Annotated in this window: 10 protein-coding genes; 5 read left to right on the top strand and 5 right to left on the bottom strand. The window is 71.0% G+C overall.

Annotation, left to right across the window (positions count from 1 at the left end; genetic code table 11):
* The first annotated feature begins 49 nt into the window (after positions 1–49).
* On the top strand, positions 50–2,302 hold the full coding sequence (purL, locus tag IMZ11_RS30460) for a phosphoribosylformylglycinamidine synthase subunit PurL (RefSeq protein ID WP_228645865.1): 2,253 nt from the start codon (positions 50–52) through the stop codon (positions 2,300–2,302).
* Between the two features lie 71 nt (positions 2,303–2,373).
* Here the strand turns inward: purL and IMZ11_RS30455 are convergent, their stop codons facing one another.
* Positions 2,374–4,482, bottom strand: coding sequence for a M6 family metalloprotease domain-containing protein (locus IMZ11_RS30455; RefSeq protein WP_228645863.1), 2,109 nt, complete (start codon positions 4,480–4,482; stop codon positions 2,374–2,376).
* Between the two features lie 105 nt (positions 4,483–4,587).
* On the opposite strand from IMZ11_RS30455, the gene IMZ11_RS30450 reads away from it, so the two are divergent.
* Positions 4,588–5,754 carry a CdaR family transcriptional regulator gene (locus IMZ11_RS30450; protein ID WP_228645862.1) on the top strand — a complete coding sequence of 389 codons (1,167 nt, stop codon included), beginning with the start codon at positions 4,588–4,590 and terminating at the stop codon, positions 5,752–5,754.
* Positions 5,755–5,975: 221 nt separating this feature from the next.
* Here IMZ11_RS30450 and IMZ11_RS30445 read toward each other — a convergent pair whose 3' ends face one another.
* Positions 5,976–6,770, bottom strand: coding sequence for a collagen-like protein (locus tag IMZ11_RS30445; RefSeq protein WP_228645861.1), 795 nt, complete (start codon positions 6,768–6,770; stop codon positions 5,976–5,978).
* A gap of 184 nt (positions 6,771–6,954) precedes the next feature.
* On the opposite strand from IMZ11_RS30445, the gene IMZ11_RS30440 reads away from it, so the two are divergent.
* Positions 6,955–8,430 carry an MFS transporter gene (locus IMZ11_RS30440; RefSeq protein WP_308066872.1) on the top strand — a complete coding sequence of 492 codons (1,476 nt, stop codon included), beginning with the start codon at positions 6,955–6,957 and terminating at the stop codon, positions 8,428–8,430.
* Between the two features lie 22 nt (positions 8,431–8,452).
* Here IMZ11_RS30440 and IMZ11_RS30435 read toward each other — a convergent pair whose 3' ends face one another.
* Positions 8,453–9,115, bottom strand: a complete 663-nt coding sequence (locus IMZ11_RS30435; protein ID WP_228645859.1) for a TetR family transcriptional regulator — start codon at positions 9,113–9,115, stop codon at positions 8,453–8,455.
* Positions 9,116–9,194: 79 nt separating this feature from the next.
* Between IMZ11_RS30435 and IMZ11_RS30430 the strand changes: the two genes are divergently transcribed.
* A complete protein-coding gene (locus IMZ11_RS30430) occupies positions 9,195–10,616 on the top strand; it encodes an MFS transporter (RefSeq protein WP_228645858.1) in 1,422 nt (473 codons plus the stop codon).
* A 70-nt stretch (positions 10,617–10,686) separates the two neighbouring features.
* On the opposite strand, the gene IMZ11_RS30425 is transcribed toward IMZ11_RS30430, so the two are convergent.
* The gene (locus IMZ11_RS30425; RefSeq protein ID WP_228645857.1) at positions 10,687–12,768 is read right to left on the bottom strand and encodes a PhoX family phosphatase; all 2,082 of its coding nucleotides are present in this window, start codon (positions 12,766–12,768) and stop codon (positions 10,687–10,689) included.
* Positions 12,769–13,024: 256 nt separating this feature from the next.
* Here IMZ11_RS30425 and IMZ11_RS30420 point away from each other — a divergent pair, with 256 nt between their 5' ends.
* On the top strand, positions 13,025–13,465 hold the full coding sequence (locus tag IMZ11_RS30420; RefSeq protein ID WP_228645856.1) for a sterol carrier family protein: 441 nt from the start codon (positions 13,025–13,027) through the stop codon (positions 13,463–13,465).
* Between the two features lie 72 nt (positions 13,466–13,537).
* Here IMZ11_RS30420 and IMZ11_RS30415 read toward each other — a convergent pair whose 3' ends face one another.
* The gene (locus tag IMZ11_RS30415; protein ID WP_228645855.1) at positions 13,538–15,580 is read right to left on the bottom strand and encodes a DUF4190 domain-containing protein; all 2,043 of its coding nucleotides are present in this window, start codon (positions 15,578–15,580) and stop codon (positions 13,538–13,540) included.
* Between the last annotated feature and the right edge of the window lie 10 nt (positions 15,581–15,590).

The raw sequence follows: 15,590 nt of genomic DNA, 5'->3' as shown, positions 1-15,590 counted from the left end.
CGTCACTCCCCACAGCTGAAGCCCGGGGTCTCCACGCTGGAGGTATTCGATGACTGACTCCGTGAAGCGGGCCGCCGAGACGCCCGACGAGCCCATGCCGTACGCCGAGCTGGGCATGAAGCAGGACGAGTACCAGCGGGTGTGCGAGATCCTCGGCCGCCGGCCGACCGGCTCGGAGCTCGCGATCTACTCCGTCATGTGGAGCGAGCACTGCTCGTACAAGTCGTCCAAGGTGCACCTGCGCCAGTTCGGCACCAAGGCCCCGAAGTCGGATGCCCTGCTGGTCGGCATGGGCGAGAACGCGGGCGTCGTCGACGTCGGCGACGGCTGGGCCGCCACCTTCAAGATCGAGTCACACAACCACCCGTCGTACGTCGAGCCGCACCAGGGCGCGGCCACCGGCGTCGGCGGCATCGTCCGCGACATCATGTCGATGGGCGCCCGGCCGGTCGCGGTCATGGACGCACTGCGTTTCGGCGGCGCGGACCAGCAGGACACGCGGCGGGTGCTGCCGGGCGTCGTCGAGGGCATCAGCCACTACGGCAACTGCCTCGGCCTGCCCAACATCGGCGGCGAGGTCGTCTTCGACCCCTGCTACATCGGCAACCCTCTCGTGAACGCGCTCTGCGTGGGCCTGCTGCGCAAGGACCAGATCAAGCTCGCCACCGCTCCCGGCCCCGGGAACAAGGTCGTGCTGTTCGGCGCGCGTACCGGCGCCGACGGCATCGGCGGCGCGTCCGTGCTGGCGTCCGCGACGTTCGAGGACGAGTCGCAGGCCAAGCGGCCCGCCGTCCAGGTCGGCGACCCGTTCATGGAGAAGCTGCTCATCGAGTGCTGCCTCGAGCTCTACCAGGCCGACGTGGTCGTCGGCATCCAGGACCTCGGCGCGGCCGGCGTGTCCTGCGCGACGACCGAGCTGGCCGCCAAGGGCACCGGCGGCATGACCGTCGACCTCAACCTCGTCCCGCTGCGCGACCCGACGCTGCGGCCCGAGGAGATCCTGATGAGCGAGTCGCAGGAACGCATGATGGCCGTCGTCACGCCCGAGGACATCCCGGCGTTCATGGCGATCTGCCAGAAGTGGGACGTGCCCGCGACGGTCATCGGCGAGGTCACCGACACCGGCAGGCTCGTGATGACGTGGGACGGCGAGACGATCGTCGACATCCCCCCGGGCACCGCCGCCGACGAGGGCCCGGTCTACGAGCGCCCCTTCCACGAGCCCGAGGGCCAGGCCGCGCTCAACGCCGACGGCCCGGAGCGGCTCCCGCGTCCCGAGGACCTGCGCGAGACCCTGCTCCGGCTGCTCGGCTCGCCGAACCTCGGGTCCAAGGAGTGGGTGACCTCCCAGTACGACCGGTATGTCCGGGGCAACACCGTCCTCGCCCAGCCCGCCGACGCCGGCATGCTGCGGATCTCCGAGGTCATGCCCGGCGCCGAGGAGACGACCCGGGGCATCGCACTGGCGACGGACGGGAACGGCCGCTACGCCAGGCTCGACCCCTACGCCGGGGCCCAGCTCGCCCTCGCCGAGGCGTACCGGAACGTGGCCGTCACCGGCGCGGCGCCGCTCGCCGTCACGAACTGCCTCAACTTCGGCTCTCCCGAGGACCCCGAGGTGATGTGGCAGTTCGCGGAGGCCGTGCGCGGCCTCGCGGACGCGTGCAAGACCCTCGGCGTGCCGGTGACCGGTGGGAACGTCTCGTTCTACAACCAGACGGGTTCCACCGCGATCCACCCCACGCCCGTGGTGGGCGTGCTCGGCGTGATCGACGACGTCGCCAAGCGGGTCAGGTCCGGATTCCCGGCCGGGGACCTGCGCGTGGTGCTCCTCGGAGACACGCGCGACGAGTTCGGCGGCTCCGAGTGGGCCCACGTGACGCACGGCCACCTGGGCGGGCTTCCGCCCGCCGTGGACCTGGAGGCCGAACGCGGGCTCGCGTCGGTCCTGGTCGCGGCGGCCGAGCAGGGGCTGTTCGAAGGCTCCCACGACCTGTCCGACGGCGGTCTCGCCATCGCCCTCACCGAGGCGTGCCTCGCGCGGGGCGTCGGCGCCACGGTCTCGCTGCCCGGCGACGACGCGTTCGTCGACCTGTTCAGCGAGTCCGCGTCCCGTGCGCTCGTCTGCGTACGGCCGGAGGCGTTCGAGGCGCTGGCCGAGCTGTGCGGCCGGTACGAGGTCCCCTGCTACGGCCTCGGCACGACCGGCGGCACCTCGCTGGCCGTCGAGGGCGTCTTCGAGATCCCGGTCGCGGAGCTCCGCGAGACCCACGCCGGAGCGCTGCCCGCCATCTTCGGCTGACGCTCACGACATGCGGCGAGAGGCCCTCCCGGACACACCGTCCGGGAGGGCCTCTCGCCGCTCGTGGTTGGTTACAGTCCGACCACCCGGCAGGTGGCGGACATCGTCTTGGTGGGGTCGCTCTCGGAGGTGGCCGTGAGCGTGACGGTGGCGTGGCGGCTGCCCCCGTCGGCCCGCTGGGCGTGAACGGTGACGAACTCGTGGTCGCCGAAGCCGACGGACGCGAGCGCGTTGGGCGTGATCGTGGTCCAGCCCGCCCCCTCGACCTCGGCCTTGAGCCGGTAGACGTCGCTCGTCAGGTACGCGCTGACGTCCTCGGGGTGCTGCCCCTGGGAGGCCGCCGCCTTACCGGTGTTGAACAGCGGGAACCGGCAGGTCGACACGCCCTTCTGGGCGGCGGGGACGCCGGCGCCCGGCAGGAGCTTGACGCCGCGCTTCTGCGGGCCGACGCCGTCCAGCGAGCGGATGGCGACCGTATAGGACAAGATCCCCTTGGCGTCGCGCCGCACGTCGATCACGTAGAAGTGCAGGCGGTTGGCCTGGTCCACATACTCGTACTGGCTGCCCGAGTCGGTGCCCGCGTGGAAGAGCGCGTCGGAGAGCTGGCGGTAGTCGCCGATGGTGATCGGGACCTTGGTGCCGTCCGGCAGCACGTAGTCCGTCATCCCGATGTCCTGCGGGTTGGCGTCGATCACCCACTCGAACGGGGCGCTGTCCTGGTTCTTCGTCTTGGTCAGGAGCACGCCGGCGTCGGGGGTGAAGGAGTCGGTCCCCATGCGGTCGACGACTTCGACGGTGTAGTTGTCGTAGTTGCCGCCGTCGCAGAGCGGGTCGGTCCGCGTGTCGCACGAGCCGGTGGACTTGTCGCCGGTGTCGAAGGAGATGTTGACGCCCATCAGGCCGTTCTTGCCCGGTTCGGCGGCACGGGCCGTCACCGTGGCGACGACGAGACCGGAGTCGTCGAGCGCGTCGCGAGACAGGCGCAGCACGTTCCGCTCGTCCACCATCTGCAGCTTGATCTTGTTGCGCAGCATGTGCTGGGCGCCCATCGACGCGCCGGCCGTGGGCGGGATCAGCCAGCGGCTGTGCGGGCCACCGGGCCCGTTGAAGCTACCGCGGCTGAGCATCTCCCAGATGCCGGTGTACGCCCGGCGCATCGGGGTGCCATAGGGGTTGTTGTAGTTGTCGGCGATGCCCATGATGTGGCTCAGCTCGTGGGCGTAGACCCCCATGCCGGAGCTCTCGGTCTGGACCGAGTCGACGCCGAAGCGGGCGTTGGGCCAGAACGTGGAGCCCGAGGCCCAGGAGGTCCAGTCCACGTAGCGGGTCTTCGACCAGTTGGGCAGGTTCGGATCCGGCGGGCCGAACTCGTCGGTGACGTCCTCCTTGGTGGGGAACTTCATCATGCCGAACTCCTGCCAGGTGGACGACTCGTCCTGCCCGGCGCTGACATAGAAGACGAAGTCGAAGTCGTCGGCCACCCCCTGGCCGACGTCGGCGAGCCAGGCGGCGTTGCCGTCCGTACGCAGGTTCTTGGTGCAGGTGTCCCCCGCCGGGCAGGCGTCGCGCTGGTACTCCATGGCGTACTCGTGCGACTTGCCCGGCATGGTGTACGGCCCGAATCCGGTCAGCTCGACGCCGTAACGGCCGCCGGAGTCCTCCATCCAGTACTCGTGGATGGTGTGTCCCTTGTTGAGCTGGTTGGGGGTGTTCAGGAAGTCCTGGTAGAACCGGGCCACCTGGTCACGGGGAATGTTGTTGGCCTCGGCACTGGGGTTGCCGAAGACCGTCGAGCCCTGGGGCCGGGTGACGACGAACGACTGGTTGGGGTAGTCGAGCAGCACCAGCGCGCCCTTGAAGGTGCGCGCGGACCCCTTGACGGCCGGGTCCGCCCAGTTCGTGCCGGGAACCTTCGTGTAATCCGCCCACGTCATGTGGTCGGGGTTCTTCCAGTTCTGCGGGTCGATGGGCGCGACGACCCGCGAGGGGCGGCCGCGTAGCGCCTGCGACTCGTCGGGCTGGTCCCGCTGCCAGGGCTGGGTCTGGGGCCAGTGGTCACGCCGCCACGGATGCTCGGGATCTTGGGAGGGATCTGCGGACGCGGGCGTCGCCGCCAGGGCCGCCGGGGCCAGCACGATGGCCGCCAGCAGGCACTGGAGCAGCTTCTTGGGGGCTTTCACGATTCAAGACGCTATATACCGCCTTGACGCAGATCATCGGTCACATGTAGGGAAGACCGACGGACACTCCTCCTACAGATGTTGAAATGTCCAGATGGAGGCCAGGTGGCGGATCTGCAGCGCATCGTGGACGAGCTCGCCCTGCGCCTCGGCCGGCCGCTGCTGCTCGAGGACGGCCACCAGCGCGTGATCGCCTACAGCGTGCAGGACGGGCCGATGGACGACGTCCGCCGCGACTCGATCCTGCGCCGCCACACCACCCCGGAGGTGCGCGCCTTCCTGCGGGCGGCCGGCATCCACGAGGCGACCGGCCCGCTGCGCACGCCCGGCGCCGCCGAGCTGGGGCTGCTGCCCCGGATCTGCGTCCCCGTACGGCACGACGGCCGGCCGCTGGGCTTCCTCTGGTTCGTCGACGTCGGCCCCGTCATGACGGAGGCGGAGATCGCCGTCGCCACAGCGGCCGTGCCCGCGCTGGCCCTCGCTCTCTTCCATGAGAGCCTGGCCTCCGGTCTGGCCTCGCGCCGGGAACTCGAAGCCGTCACGGGTCTGCTGCGCGGGGAGGCCGAGGCCGCCCGGACCCTGGTCGAGGCGGGCGCCTTCCCTCCCGCCGCCCCGGTCACGGTGGCGGTCGCCAGGCCCCTGTCCGCCGAAGCCGACGAGGCGCTGCGACTGACGCTGGAGCGCGGGCTGCTTGCCGTACGGCGGCGCCTGTCCGGGCACCATCCCCTGCACCTGGTGCGCTACGACCACGGTGTACTGCTCACCGCGGGCACCACCGCCTTCCCCGAGGAGATGCGCGCGGCTCTGGGGGCGCCGATCCTGATCGGGATCGGCGGGCCGCGCCCCTCGCTCTCGCGTGCGTCCGAGTCGTACGAGGAGGCGTTGCACGCCGCCGAGGTCGCGGCGAAGGTGCCGGAACTCGGGCGCTCGGCGGAGTGGACCCGGCTCGGTGTCTACCGCATGCTCACCGGGATCCCCGGTGGCAACCTTCACCCGGGCCTGGAGAAGCTGCTGGACGACGCCCAGCACCGGCCGCTGCTGGAGACGCTGGAGATCTACCTCGATCTCGCCGGCAACGCGCAGGCCACCTCGCGCCGCCTGCGCCTGCACCGTACGTCGCTCTACTACCGGCTCCAGCGGGTCGAGGAGCTGGCGGAGACCGATTTGAGGGATGGCGTGGAGCGGCTGAGCCTGCATCTCAGCCTCAAGCTGGCCCGGCTGTCCGGCCGCTACCACCCCTCGTCCGTGCTCTCACCGGAGGGGACCGGGTGATCCGGCCGGCGGCAGCGCCCTTCGCGCGCGGAGAGCCCGATCCGGCCCGCCGCCCGAAACCGTCGCCCATGAATGAAGGCCCTTCCGGCACCCGATGTCCGGAAGGGCCTTCACACGTTTCCTGGCTGTGGCGGCGGGCCGCCACCCCGCTCACGTCCGCCGGGGTGAGCGGCGGGGCCTCGTGGTGCCCGCCGCGCTCACTCGCTCAGACGCCGCTCAGGCTAGACGCAGATGGCGTACGCGGTGCCCGTGGCGTTCTTGCCGGAGACTTCCCAGCCGGTCGGCGTGGAACCGCTGGTCGCCGGGGAGGGGGCGCTCTCGTAGATCTGTCCGGAGGCGCTGCCGCTGCTCAACGTGTAGCCACCGCCGGTGGCGACCTTCCCTGTGGGGCAGGAGACGATCTTGGAGTCGCTGTGGCCCCCGAAGGCGAAGGACTGCGCCACGACCTTGGGCGCGACCGATCCGCCGGTGCCGGGGTCGCCCTTCGGACCCTGCGGCCCGGCCGGACCGGTGTCACCCTTCGCGCCCGTGGCGCCGGTCGCGCCCTTCTCGCCCTGCAGACCGCGCGGACCCGTGTCGCCCTTCTCTCCCTTGTCACCCTTCGCGCCCGGGGTGCCGTTCTGGCCGGCCTCGCCCTTCGGCCCCTGGGGACCCGTGGCGCCGGTGTCTCCCTTCGGACCCTGCGGCCCGGCCGGGCCGGTGTCGCCCTTGTCACCCTTCGCGCCCTGGAGACCGCGCGGCCCCTGCGCGCCGGTCGCGCCGGTGCCACCGACGCCCACGGGACCCTCGGGACCCGTCTGGTTCCAGTAGGTCTTGTACTCGGTCGGCTTGCAGGTGGTCGTCGCGTTGACGATCCGCACGTAGCCCGTCTTCTTGTTCACACAGCCGTAGATGACCTTGGAGGCCGAGGACGCGGAGGAGGCGCTGGCCATGCCGCCCACCACGAACAACGATCCGGCGAGTGCGCCGATCGTCAGAACACCGATCGTGCGTCCACCCGGCAACTTGATAGCCACGGAGGCATCCCTTCTGAAAGCAAGAGTGAGTGCTCGAAAACTCTTGGTGCTGAGGGGACGTTTCGAACGTTCCACAGGATGACCGGCCAAACATCACAAGTCTGTTTCAGTCTCTGTCGTACCGGTGGATACCGCCTCCGGTCCCGCCATACGGGATCGCCCTGTCATCACACGTACGCCGTACATGAGAATCGCGGGCATGGTGAGCGTCCCGCTAGAGCCCGATATGCCGGATTACGCCCCTGCTCTTCGGTACGCCTGGCGCGTCTGTTCCGTCACCTCCCTCGGGATGCTGCTCATCGGCATGAGCGGCAGCACCCTGAACGTGGCCCTGCCCGCGGTCGTACGGCACTTCGACGCCGGTCCGCTGGCGTCGAACTGGATCCTGCTGGCGTACATGCTGACCAACACCGCGACGCTGGTGTTCTTCGGCCGGGTTTCCGACCTGCTCGGCAAGCGAGAGGTCTACCTCGTGGGGTTCGCCCTGTTCACGGCCGGCTCGCTACTGTCCGGTCTCGCGCCCGACGTGGGTCTGCTGATCGCGTTGCGCGCGGTGCAGGGCATCGGAGCGGCGATGATCATCGCCAACGGGACCCTCATCCTGACCGACGCCTTTCCTCCGGACCGGCTGAGTCAGGGCATGGGCTTCTACTTCGGCGTGCTTTCGGTGGCCCAGCTCGCGGGGCCGACACTCGGCGGGCTCATCGCCGACACCCTCGGCTGGCGATGGATCTTCTGGATCAACGTGCCGGCCGGGCTGTTCGCCCTGCTCTGGGGGATGTTCACCCTGCGCAGGCTGCCCGTGTCCGGCCCCCGCCAGTCGCTCGACGGGGCGGGCAACCTGATCGTGTTCGCCGCGCTGTCGGCGACGCTGTTCGCGGTCAGCGAGGGCAGCCTGGTCGCCGGGCTGATCGCGCTGGCACTGGTGCCGGTGCTCGTGGCGGCCGAGCGCCGGGCCGTCAACCCGGTGTTGAACTTCCGCCTGCTCAGCGAGCGGGTGCTCCTCATGGCCAACCTCGCGACACTCTGCAACGCCGTGGCGCGGGCGTCGCTCATCCTGCTCGCCGGCCTGTATTTCCAGACCGCGCGGGGAGCCGACGCGCTGGCCGCCGGTCTCGGCGTGCTCCCCGTGGCGCTCGGGATGGGCCTCGGCTCGCCGGTGTCGGGCACGCTCGGCCGCCGGGTCGGCCCGTACGCCCTGGCCCTCGGCGGCAGCGTGCTCTGCGTCGCCGGGCTGCTGATCCTGCTCCTCGGGTCCGGCCCCACCACGCCGTACTGGATCCTGGCGGCGGGGTTGTTCATGACCGGCTGCGGCAGCGGAACGTTCCTCACCGGCAACACCACCCAGGTCATGAGCGGGCTGCCGCCGGAGAACATGGGCGTGGTCAACGCCTTCCGCCTGATGGCCATGAACACGGGGGTCGCGGTCAGCATCGCGCTCACGCTCGGGGTCCTGACCAGCGCGGTCAGCCCGGAGCTCCGCTCCCAGGTGTACGCGGGGACGCTCTCACGGCTGAGCCCCGTGGCGCTGGACCAGCTCATGACGGGCTTCTGGCGCACCTACGCCGTGCTGTTCGGGCTGGCGGTGCTCGGCACGGTGTTCTCCGCGCTCGCCCGCGCGCCCCGCCGCGGCGGGACCGTCGTGCCGGACGTCTCCTGACCCTCCCGCCCGGCCTGATGGCCTAACGCCGCGCGGCGGCCAGCGCCTCGACGCCGCCCAGCAGCAGATCGAGGCCGAACGTGTAGTAACGCTCGACATCGATCTCCTCCTCGACGGTCTTGGCGTACTCGACGATTCGCGGGTACCGGTCGGCGGGCATGGACTCCAGGGCCAGCCGCTTCTGCCGCCGCCACTCGGCCGCCTGCTCCTGCGGCACGCTGGGTGGGCAGCCGGGCTCGTGGTCGACGAGCGTCATCGCCCCGTGCAGCAGGTACGTGGCGACCAGGTATCCCTCCTGGAGGGTGAACCCCGCCTGGCGGAGCAGGTCGAGCGCCGTGTCAGTGGCCCGGGAGAAGCTGGCCAGCTCGTCCTTCACGACCATCCCGAACAGGCCGGGCATGAAGCGGTGCCGCCGCATCACCGCGACCAGCGCCTCGACCATCGCCCGTACGCGCACGTTCCACGGCGCCGCCGGGTCGAACTCCGGCGTGACCTCCGCGAGCAGGTGGTCGGCCAGGCAGTTCAGGAGTTGGTCCTTGTTCTTGACGTGCCAGTACAGCGCCATCGGTGTGACACCGAGCTCCTGGGCCAGGCGCCTGACGGTGACGGCTTCGAGCCCCTCGGCGTCGGCGAGTAGGACGGCCCGCTCGACGAGGGCCTCCCTGGACAGCTTCTCGGATCCCACTTGACAACTATACGACGTACAAGTTCTCCTATGCAATGTACATGTACGCCGTACAAGTACGCCGTATAGGAGAGACAGCATGCAGAGAAGATGGTGGGCATTGGTCACGGTCGCGCTCGCGACCTTCATGACCTACCTCGACAACAACGTGGTCAACGTGGCGCTGCCGACGATCCAGCGCGACCTGGGGCTCACGATCTCCGGACTGGAGTGGATCGTCAGCTCCTACATCCTGGTGTTCGCGGGGCTGCTGCTGGTCGGAGGCCGGCTCGCCGACGTCCTGGGCGTGCGGACCACCTTCTTCGCCGGCCTCGGCGTGTTCACCGTGGCATCCGTGACGGCCGGTCTGGCGGGCAGCCAGGAGACGCTGATCGCGGCCCGCGCGTTCCAGGGGGTCGGCGCGGCCATACTCGCCCCGACCGCGCTCGCCATCCTCCGTGCGATCTTCCCCGATCCGCGCGAGCGCGCCACGGCCGTCGGCATCTGGAGCGCGGTGGGCGCCCTCGCGCTGGCCGTCGGCCCGCTCACCGGCGGCCTGCTCAGCGAGAACGCCCAGTGGGGCTGGATCTTCCTGATCAACGCGCCGATCGGCGCCCTGACCGCGATCCTCGGCTTCCTGACGATCCGCGTGCCGCGGGCCGAGCGTCGCCGTACCGGCCTGGACCTGCCCGGCCTCGTGTCCTCGGCGGTCGGCCTCTTCGCGCTGACCTACGCGCTCATCGAGGGCGAGTCGCGCGGATGGGGTTCGGCGCCGATCCTCGGGGCGTTCGGCCTCGCGGCGGCCGGTGCGATCGCCTTCGTGGTCGCGGAGTCCCGTGCCGGCCAGCCCATGATCGACCTTTCGCTGTTCCGCGTACGCGTCTTCGTCGGAGGCATGCTGTCCCAGGGACTGTGGTCGTTCGGGGTGTTCGGCATCTACTTCTTCACCGCGCTCTACCTGCAGAGCGCCCTCGGGTTCAGCCCCATCGAGGCGGGCGCGGCGTTCGTGCCGATGGCCCTGCTCACGGCGGCCGTCGCGGCCACCTCGCCCCGGATCGCCGCGCGGTTCGGCACCGCGCCCACCGTGGCCACCGGGCTCGGCGTGATGGCCGTCGCGATCGCTTGGTTGTCCAGCGCGGGCGAGAACAGCGGCTACCTCGACCTACTGCCCTGGTTCCTGCTGTACGGCGCGGGCGCGGGGCTGCTCGTGCCGCTGACCAACGTCGTCCTGAACGTCATGCCCGCCGACCGGGCCGGAGTGGCCTCAGGCGTGCTGAACGTCTCCCGCGAGGTGTTCGGGCTGCTCGGCATCACGATCCTCGGGGCGATCATGACCAACCGGCAGAGCTCCCTGACCGGGGCGCCCATGCACACCTTCCTGGAGGCGTACCGTTTCACCCTGCTCATCGCCGCGGCGATCATCCTGGTCGGCGTGCCGGTCAGCCTCTACTCCCTGCGCACCCGCCGTACCGCGCCGGCACCGGCGCCGGTCGAGGCCCCCGTCGCCGAGCCCGTCGGCTGACCCCGTACGAGCGAGCCCGGAAACCCGTACGGCCGGCGCCGCGCCGCGCCGGCCGTACGGAGGACCGCCGTCAGGAACCGATCTTCTTGCCCTGCTTGTGCCAGCTCACCACGACGGACGGACGCGGCTGCGTCCCGTCGGGCCACCTGCTGGACGGGTTGTCCGGAGTCGCGCCGTTGATCTCACCGGGGTGCTGCACGGCGACGAAGACGCTGCGCTGGTCGGGGCTGATCAGCGGGCCGCAGGTCTCCGCGCCGAACGGAACCGTGAGGAACTGCCGCACGTGGCCGCGGTCCGACCCGCGCAGCGGCATCGCGAACAGGCCGTCGTTCGCGGCCAGCGCGTTGCCGTCAGTGGAGATCCAGAGGTTGCCCTCCGCATCGAAGGTGATGTTGTCCGGGCACGAGATCGGCGAGACCTGCGTCTTGTCGAACCCGGCGAAGTACGTCCCCGGGTCCTTGGGGTCGCCGCAGACCAGGGGGACCGACCAGGCGAACGTGGTACGCCCCGCGTCGTCACCCGCCTCCACGATCTCGATGATGTGCCCGTGCTTGTTGCCGATCCGGGGGTTGGCCTCATCGACGTTGGCCGCCGCGCGGTTGCTGTTGTTGGTCAGCACGACGTAGACCGCCCCGGTCACCGGGCTGCGCTCGACGTCCTCCGGCCGGTCCATCTTGGTCGCGCCGACCTTGTCGGCCGCGAGCCGCGTGTAGACGAGCACCTCCTCGGCCGTCATGCCCGGCACGTGCGACGTCGAGCCGGTCACCAGCGGGATCCACGTGCCCGAGCCGTCGAAGGCGCCGTCGGACGGCAGCTTGCCGGAGCCGTCGATCTCGGCCGCGGGGCTGTCCCCCGTGAACTTCGCGACGTAGAGCGTCCCCTCGTCGAGCAGGCTCCGGTTGTGCCGGTCGAAGCCGTGGATGTACCGCTTCGTGGACACGAACTTGTAGAGGTACTCGAAGCGGCCGTCGTCGCCCATGTAGACGACCAGCCGGCCGTCCTTCGCCAGGGTCGTGGTCGCGGCCTCGTGCGCGAAACGTCCCAGGGCGGTCCGCTTCACCGGAGTCGAGTTCGGGTCGAACGGGTCGATCTCCACGACCCAGCCGAACCTGTTGACCTCGTGCGGGTGCTTGGCCAGGTCGAAGCGCTCCTCGACGCGGTCGAACCGCCGGCTGCCGCTGGGGATCGCGCTGGTGGTGCTCAGCCCGTACCTCGTCAGGTACGGCTTCTGCTCCTCGGGCACGCCGTTGGCACCGACGAAGTACTGATTCCAGTTCTCCTCGCAGGTGAGAACGGTGCCCCACGGCGTCGTGCCGCCCGAGCAGTTGTTGAGCATGCCGTACACGGTCTGGCCGGACGGGTCGGCCGCGGTCTTCAGCAGGTCGCCTCCGGCGGCGGGGCCGCTGATGGTGAAGCGCGTCTGGGCGGTGATCCGCCGGTTGTAGCGACGGCGGCCCTTGGTGACCAGTTCCCAGCGTCCGGAGGAGCCGTTCTTGCGGATCTCCACGACCGATCCGCCGTGGGCGGCCAGCGCGATCTTGATCTGCTCGACCGGCGCGGCGCCACCGTCGGTGTAGCCGCGGAACATCAACGCCTCGTTGGTGTACTCGTGGTTCACCCACAGCAGGCCCCGGTTCGGGCCGAGCGGGAAGAACGTCACGTAGTCACAGTTGTAACCGAACTGCCTGGCCTGCGCCTCGGCGGTCTGGTTGTCGAAGTCGAACGCGGGCGCGTCCTCCGTCACCGGGTCTCCCCAGCGCACGACCACGGAGGACTCGTAACCGTCGGCCACGACAAGGGCGTCCTGGGTGTTCGGGACGACGGGGGTGAACGCCAGCCCGCCCTTCCCCGGCTTGCCGTGCTTTCCGAAGGCCGCCGCCGAGGCGTCGGGCTCCGCCGCGGCCGGTACCGCCGCCGCCATGCCGGCCGCGCCCGCCGTGACGACCAGGGCGCCGAGCGCGCCCGCCCTCAGCGCGCCACGGCGCGAGACGGCGGCCGCGGCGAGGTCGCCGAAATATTCGTTGTCGGTGGTGTTCGGCACGTCGTGATCGCAGGCGTTGCCACAACGGAAACGGCAGGTCATCGCGCTGCGGCCACCCTTGTGCGGGGCGTCGAGCAGCGGAAGGACCCGGCGCGGCGACGGATTCGCCACAGCTCCTCCATGGGGGTTTCGAGCGGTAGTCGAGCACTCGGGATGGCTCTCCGTCGGAAGGTACGGCTGCCGCTCGAACCCGAGGTGAACCCCAGTTACCCAACTGATGAACCCCTACGCGCGCGCCCCCATCCGACGACCGACCCAGGGAGGCGGTCACGACCGGTGCGGCAGGACCGGTCGCGGCCAGCGTGGGAAGAGCGGTCACGACCGGTGCAAGGAGGCCGGTCGCAGCCGGTGCGGGGAGAATGGGCGGATGCCGCCGCGCAAACTCGACCCAGCGAAGGTCCGTGCCGCCCTCGACGCCCAGCTCTCGGCCCTGGGGGAGCCTCCGTTCGCCGGACCCGACTCGGCCGCTCCCGGAGCCTGCGTGGCGGCCGTGCTCGGGGCGTACGCGGGCGGCCTCACCCCTCTTCGGGACACCGCGCGCTTCGCCGTACGGCACCTGCTCGACGAGCTGGCCGCGCTCGCTCCGGGCCGAACGGTTGAGGTGCGGGTTCCGCCGTACGCGGCGGTGCAGTGCGTCGAGGGGCCGCGCCACACGCGGGGCACCCCTCCGAACGTCATCGAGACCGATCCGCGCACCTGGCTGGAGCTCGCCACCGGTCGCGTCTCCTGGGACACCGCGCTGGCCTCGGGCCGGATCGCCGCCAGCGGGTCGCGCGCCGACCTGTCCGGTTACCTCCCGCTTCCCTGATCCGGGGGCTCCCCGGGCCCGTGATCGCCCCGGCCCCGCCCGCGATCGACGCCAGGCGGGGTCTTCCGTGTGTCAGGGGCGCGTCAGCGGGGTGACGCCGGAGAGGGCGGACCCGCTCAGCTTCTCCTCGATGCAGCGCTGGGTCGACGCCTGGGTGGGATGCGTCCTGATGTCGAAACACTCGCCAAGCCCCTTGGCCTGGAACCAGTTGTAGAACACGACCCCCAACACGGCGGCGAGGACGAGCGTCACGACGCTGAGGACGATGCCCGTGACGGCGCGGCTCTTGCTGGAGCCGGTCGCGAGCGCGACGACGCCGAGGATCACGCCCACGACCGCGGTGACCGTACCGATGCCGCAGACGAACAGCAGGACGATGCTGACGATGCCGAGCACCATCGCGGCCGTGCCCAGCCCGCCGCCCCGCTTCGGCGGCTGCTGGTAGTACCCGGGGCCGCCGCCGTACCTTCCCGGCTCGCCGGGATAGACCGGCCGGTCGCCCGAGGGCGGCTGCCCGCCCCCGTCAGCCGCGAGGTTCCCGCCGTTGCCGGGAGGGATCCGGTCGCCGAAGCGTTCCGGGGAGGGCCGGCCCTCCTCGGGCTGTCGCGGAGCGCCCGGAACTCCCTCGCCGGGCTCGCCCGGACGGCCCTGCGGCTCTTCCGGGCCCTCAGTGCCCGAGTCCTTTCCGTAGACCCGGACGTAGTCCTCCCCGCCGTCTCCCCAGTTGACCGGCTCGTCCTGGGTGCTCGTCCTGAGCACCTGTACGTGGCCTCCGCCGTTGGAGCCGGCGCCGTTGCCGGTGGCCCGGTCCTCTCCGGCGGACAGCCCCAGTTGGGCGAGGGGCCCGGTCGTCGCGGCGACCTCGGCTGCCCCGGGAGTGACTCCTGGGAACCGCGTGGTCCCTTGCGGCATCCCGCAGTGTTCGCAGATCGCGGAGTCCGCCCCGGTGACGGGGCTCGTCGTCGGCGGCCGCCCCTGGGCGACGCTCTGGAAGGCGTCCGTGTCACGGAGCACCCCGGAGCCGCCCGCGGAGACGATCGGCGACTCCGAGCGCGGCGGAGTCGGTGGTGTCGGCGGCGTGGGAGGCGCCGGGGGCGCCGGGAGCGGCGGCGTGAACGGGCCCGGCGAGACGGGTGGAGCCCATCCGCTCAGAGGCACCGGCGTCGGGATGTCGGACGGATAGGCCACCGTGTAATCGTCGGAGCCGGTGGGGGAAACCCGCTGAGCGTCCATGGGCGCGCTCGCGTACGGACCTGTCTGGGGGCCCGAGTGAGCTCCCGGATAGTGAGTCGTGTGCGCACCGGTCTGGGGTCCCGCGTACGGGTCGCTCCACGATCCCGTGGAGGAGTCGGCCGAGGACTCGGGGTACGCCCCCGGTCCCTGCGGGCCGGCCTGCGACGGAATGTGCGAAGGCGCCTGCGACAACCCCGGAGACGCCGACGGGGACGGCGGAGCCTGCGGCGGCGGAACGTGCGAAGGCGGGATCTGGGACGGCGGAACGTGCGAAGGCGGGATCTGGGACGGCGGAACGTGCGAGGGCGGGATCTGGGACGGGATGGCCGTCGGTGGCACGCTTGCCGCCCCTCCCTCCCCGCCGGGGTCCGTCACCGGACGCTCAGAAGACGGGGTCGTGCGGGCGACAGGAGGGTAGTCGCTCGCCAGTGGATCCTGTGCCGCCCACGCCTTGAGGCTCTCCCAGGTGGTCTCCGGCTCCGCCCACGACCGGTAGCCGGGGTCCGTCGCCGCGAGATCGTCGGAGAATCCGCAGTCGGTCCACTCGCCGAGGTCCGGCTCGCCCGGCTCGGCGCGGCGCCGGTCACTCCGGTCCCCCCAGCCAGCGGTGCCACTCAGGTCACCCGCGCCCGGGGTGGAGACCGGCCGGTCGTCCGTACGCGACGCTTCGCCGGCGATTTCGCCGAAAGCTGACGGCCGGTTTTCGCCGGGCTGGGCCGGGGTGGGCTCCCGGTATCCGGAGGGCTCCCACCAGGATCCTTCAAGATCGGGTTCGTCCCAGGAGTTCACTGGAAGGACCAGCCTCTGCTCGTCCGGGCGGGTCTCGTTTTCGGGCCGCTGGTCGCGCGCGGGCTCCCACGCGGGGTTCTCAGGTGTCGTCACGGTCGCTCTC

The organism is Microtetraspora sp. AC03309 (assembly GCF_020826795.1).
Taxonomy (GTDB): Bacteria; Actinomycetota; Actinomycetes; order Streptosporangiales; family Streptosporangiaceae; genus Microtetraspora; species Microtetraspora glauca.
The sequence above is the reverse complement of the archived record's forward strand: the minus strand, read 5'-3'. Positions and strand labels throughout refer to the sequence as shown.

Bases quoted from the DNA above. Each gene is read 5' to 3' on its own strand.
- purL (WP_228645865.1), top strand. From the start codon at position 50: ATGACTGACTCCGTGAAGCGGGCCGCCGAGACGCCCGACGAGCCCATG.
- IMZ11_RS30440 (WP_308066872.1), top strand. From the start codon at position 6,955: ATGAGAATCGCGGGCATGGTGAGCGTCCCGCTAGAGCCCGATATGCCG.
- IMZ11_RS30430 (WP_228645858.1), top strand. From the start codon at position 9,195: ATGCAGAGAAGATGGTGGGCATTGGTCACGGTCGCGCTCGCGACCTTC.
- IMZ11_RS30420 (WP_228645856.1), top strand. From the start codon at position 13,025: ATGCCGCCGCGCAAACTCGACCCAGCGAAGGTCCGTGCCGCCCTCGAC.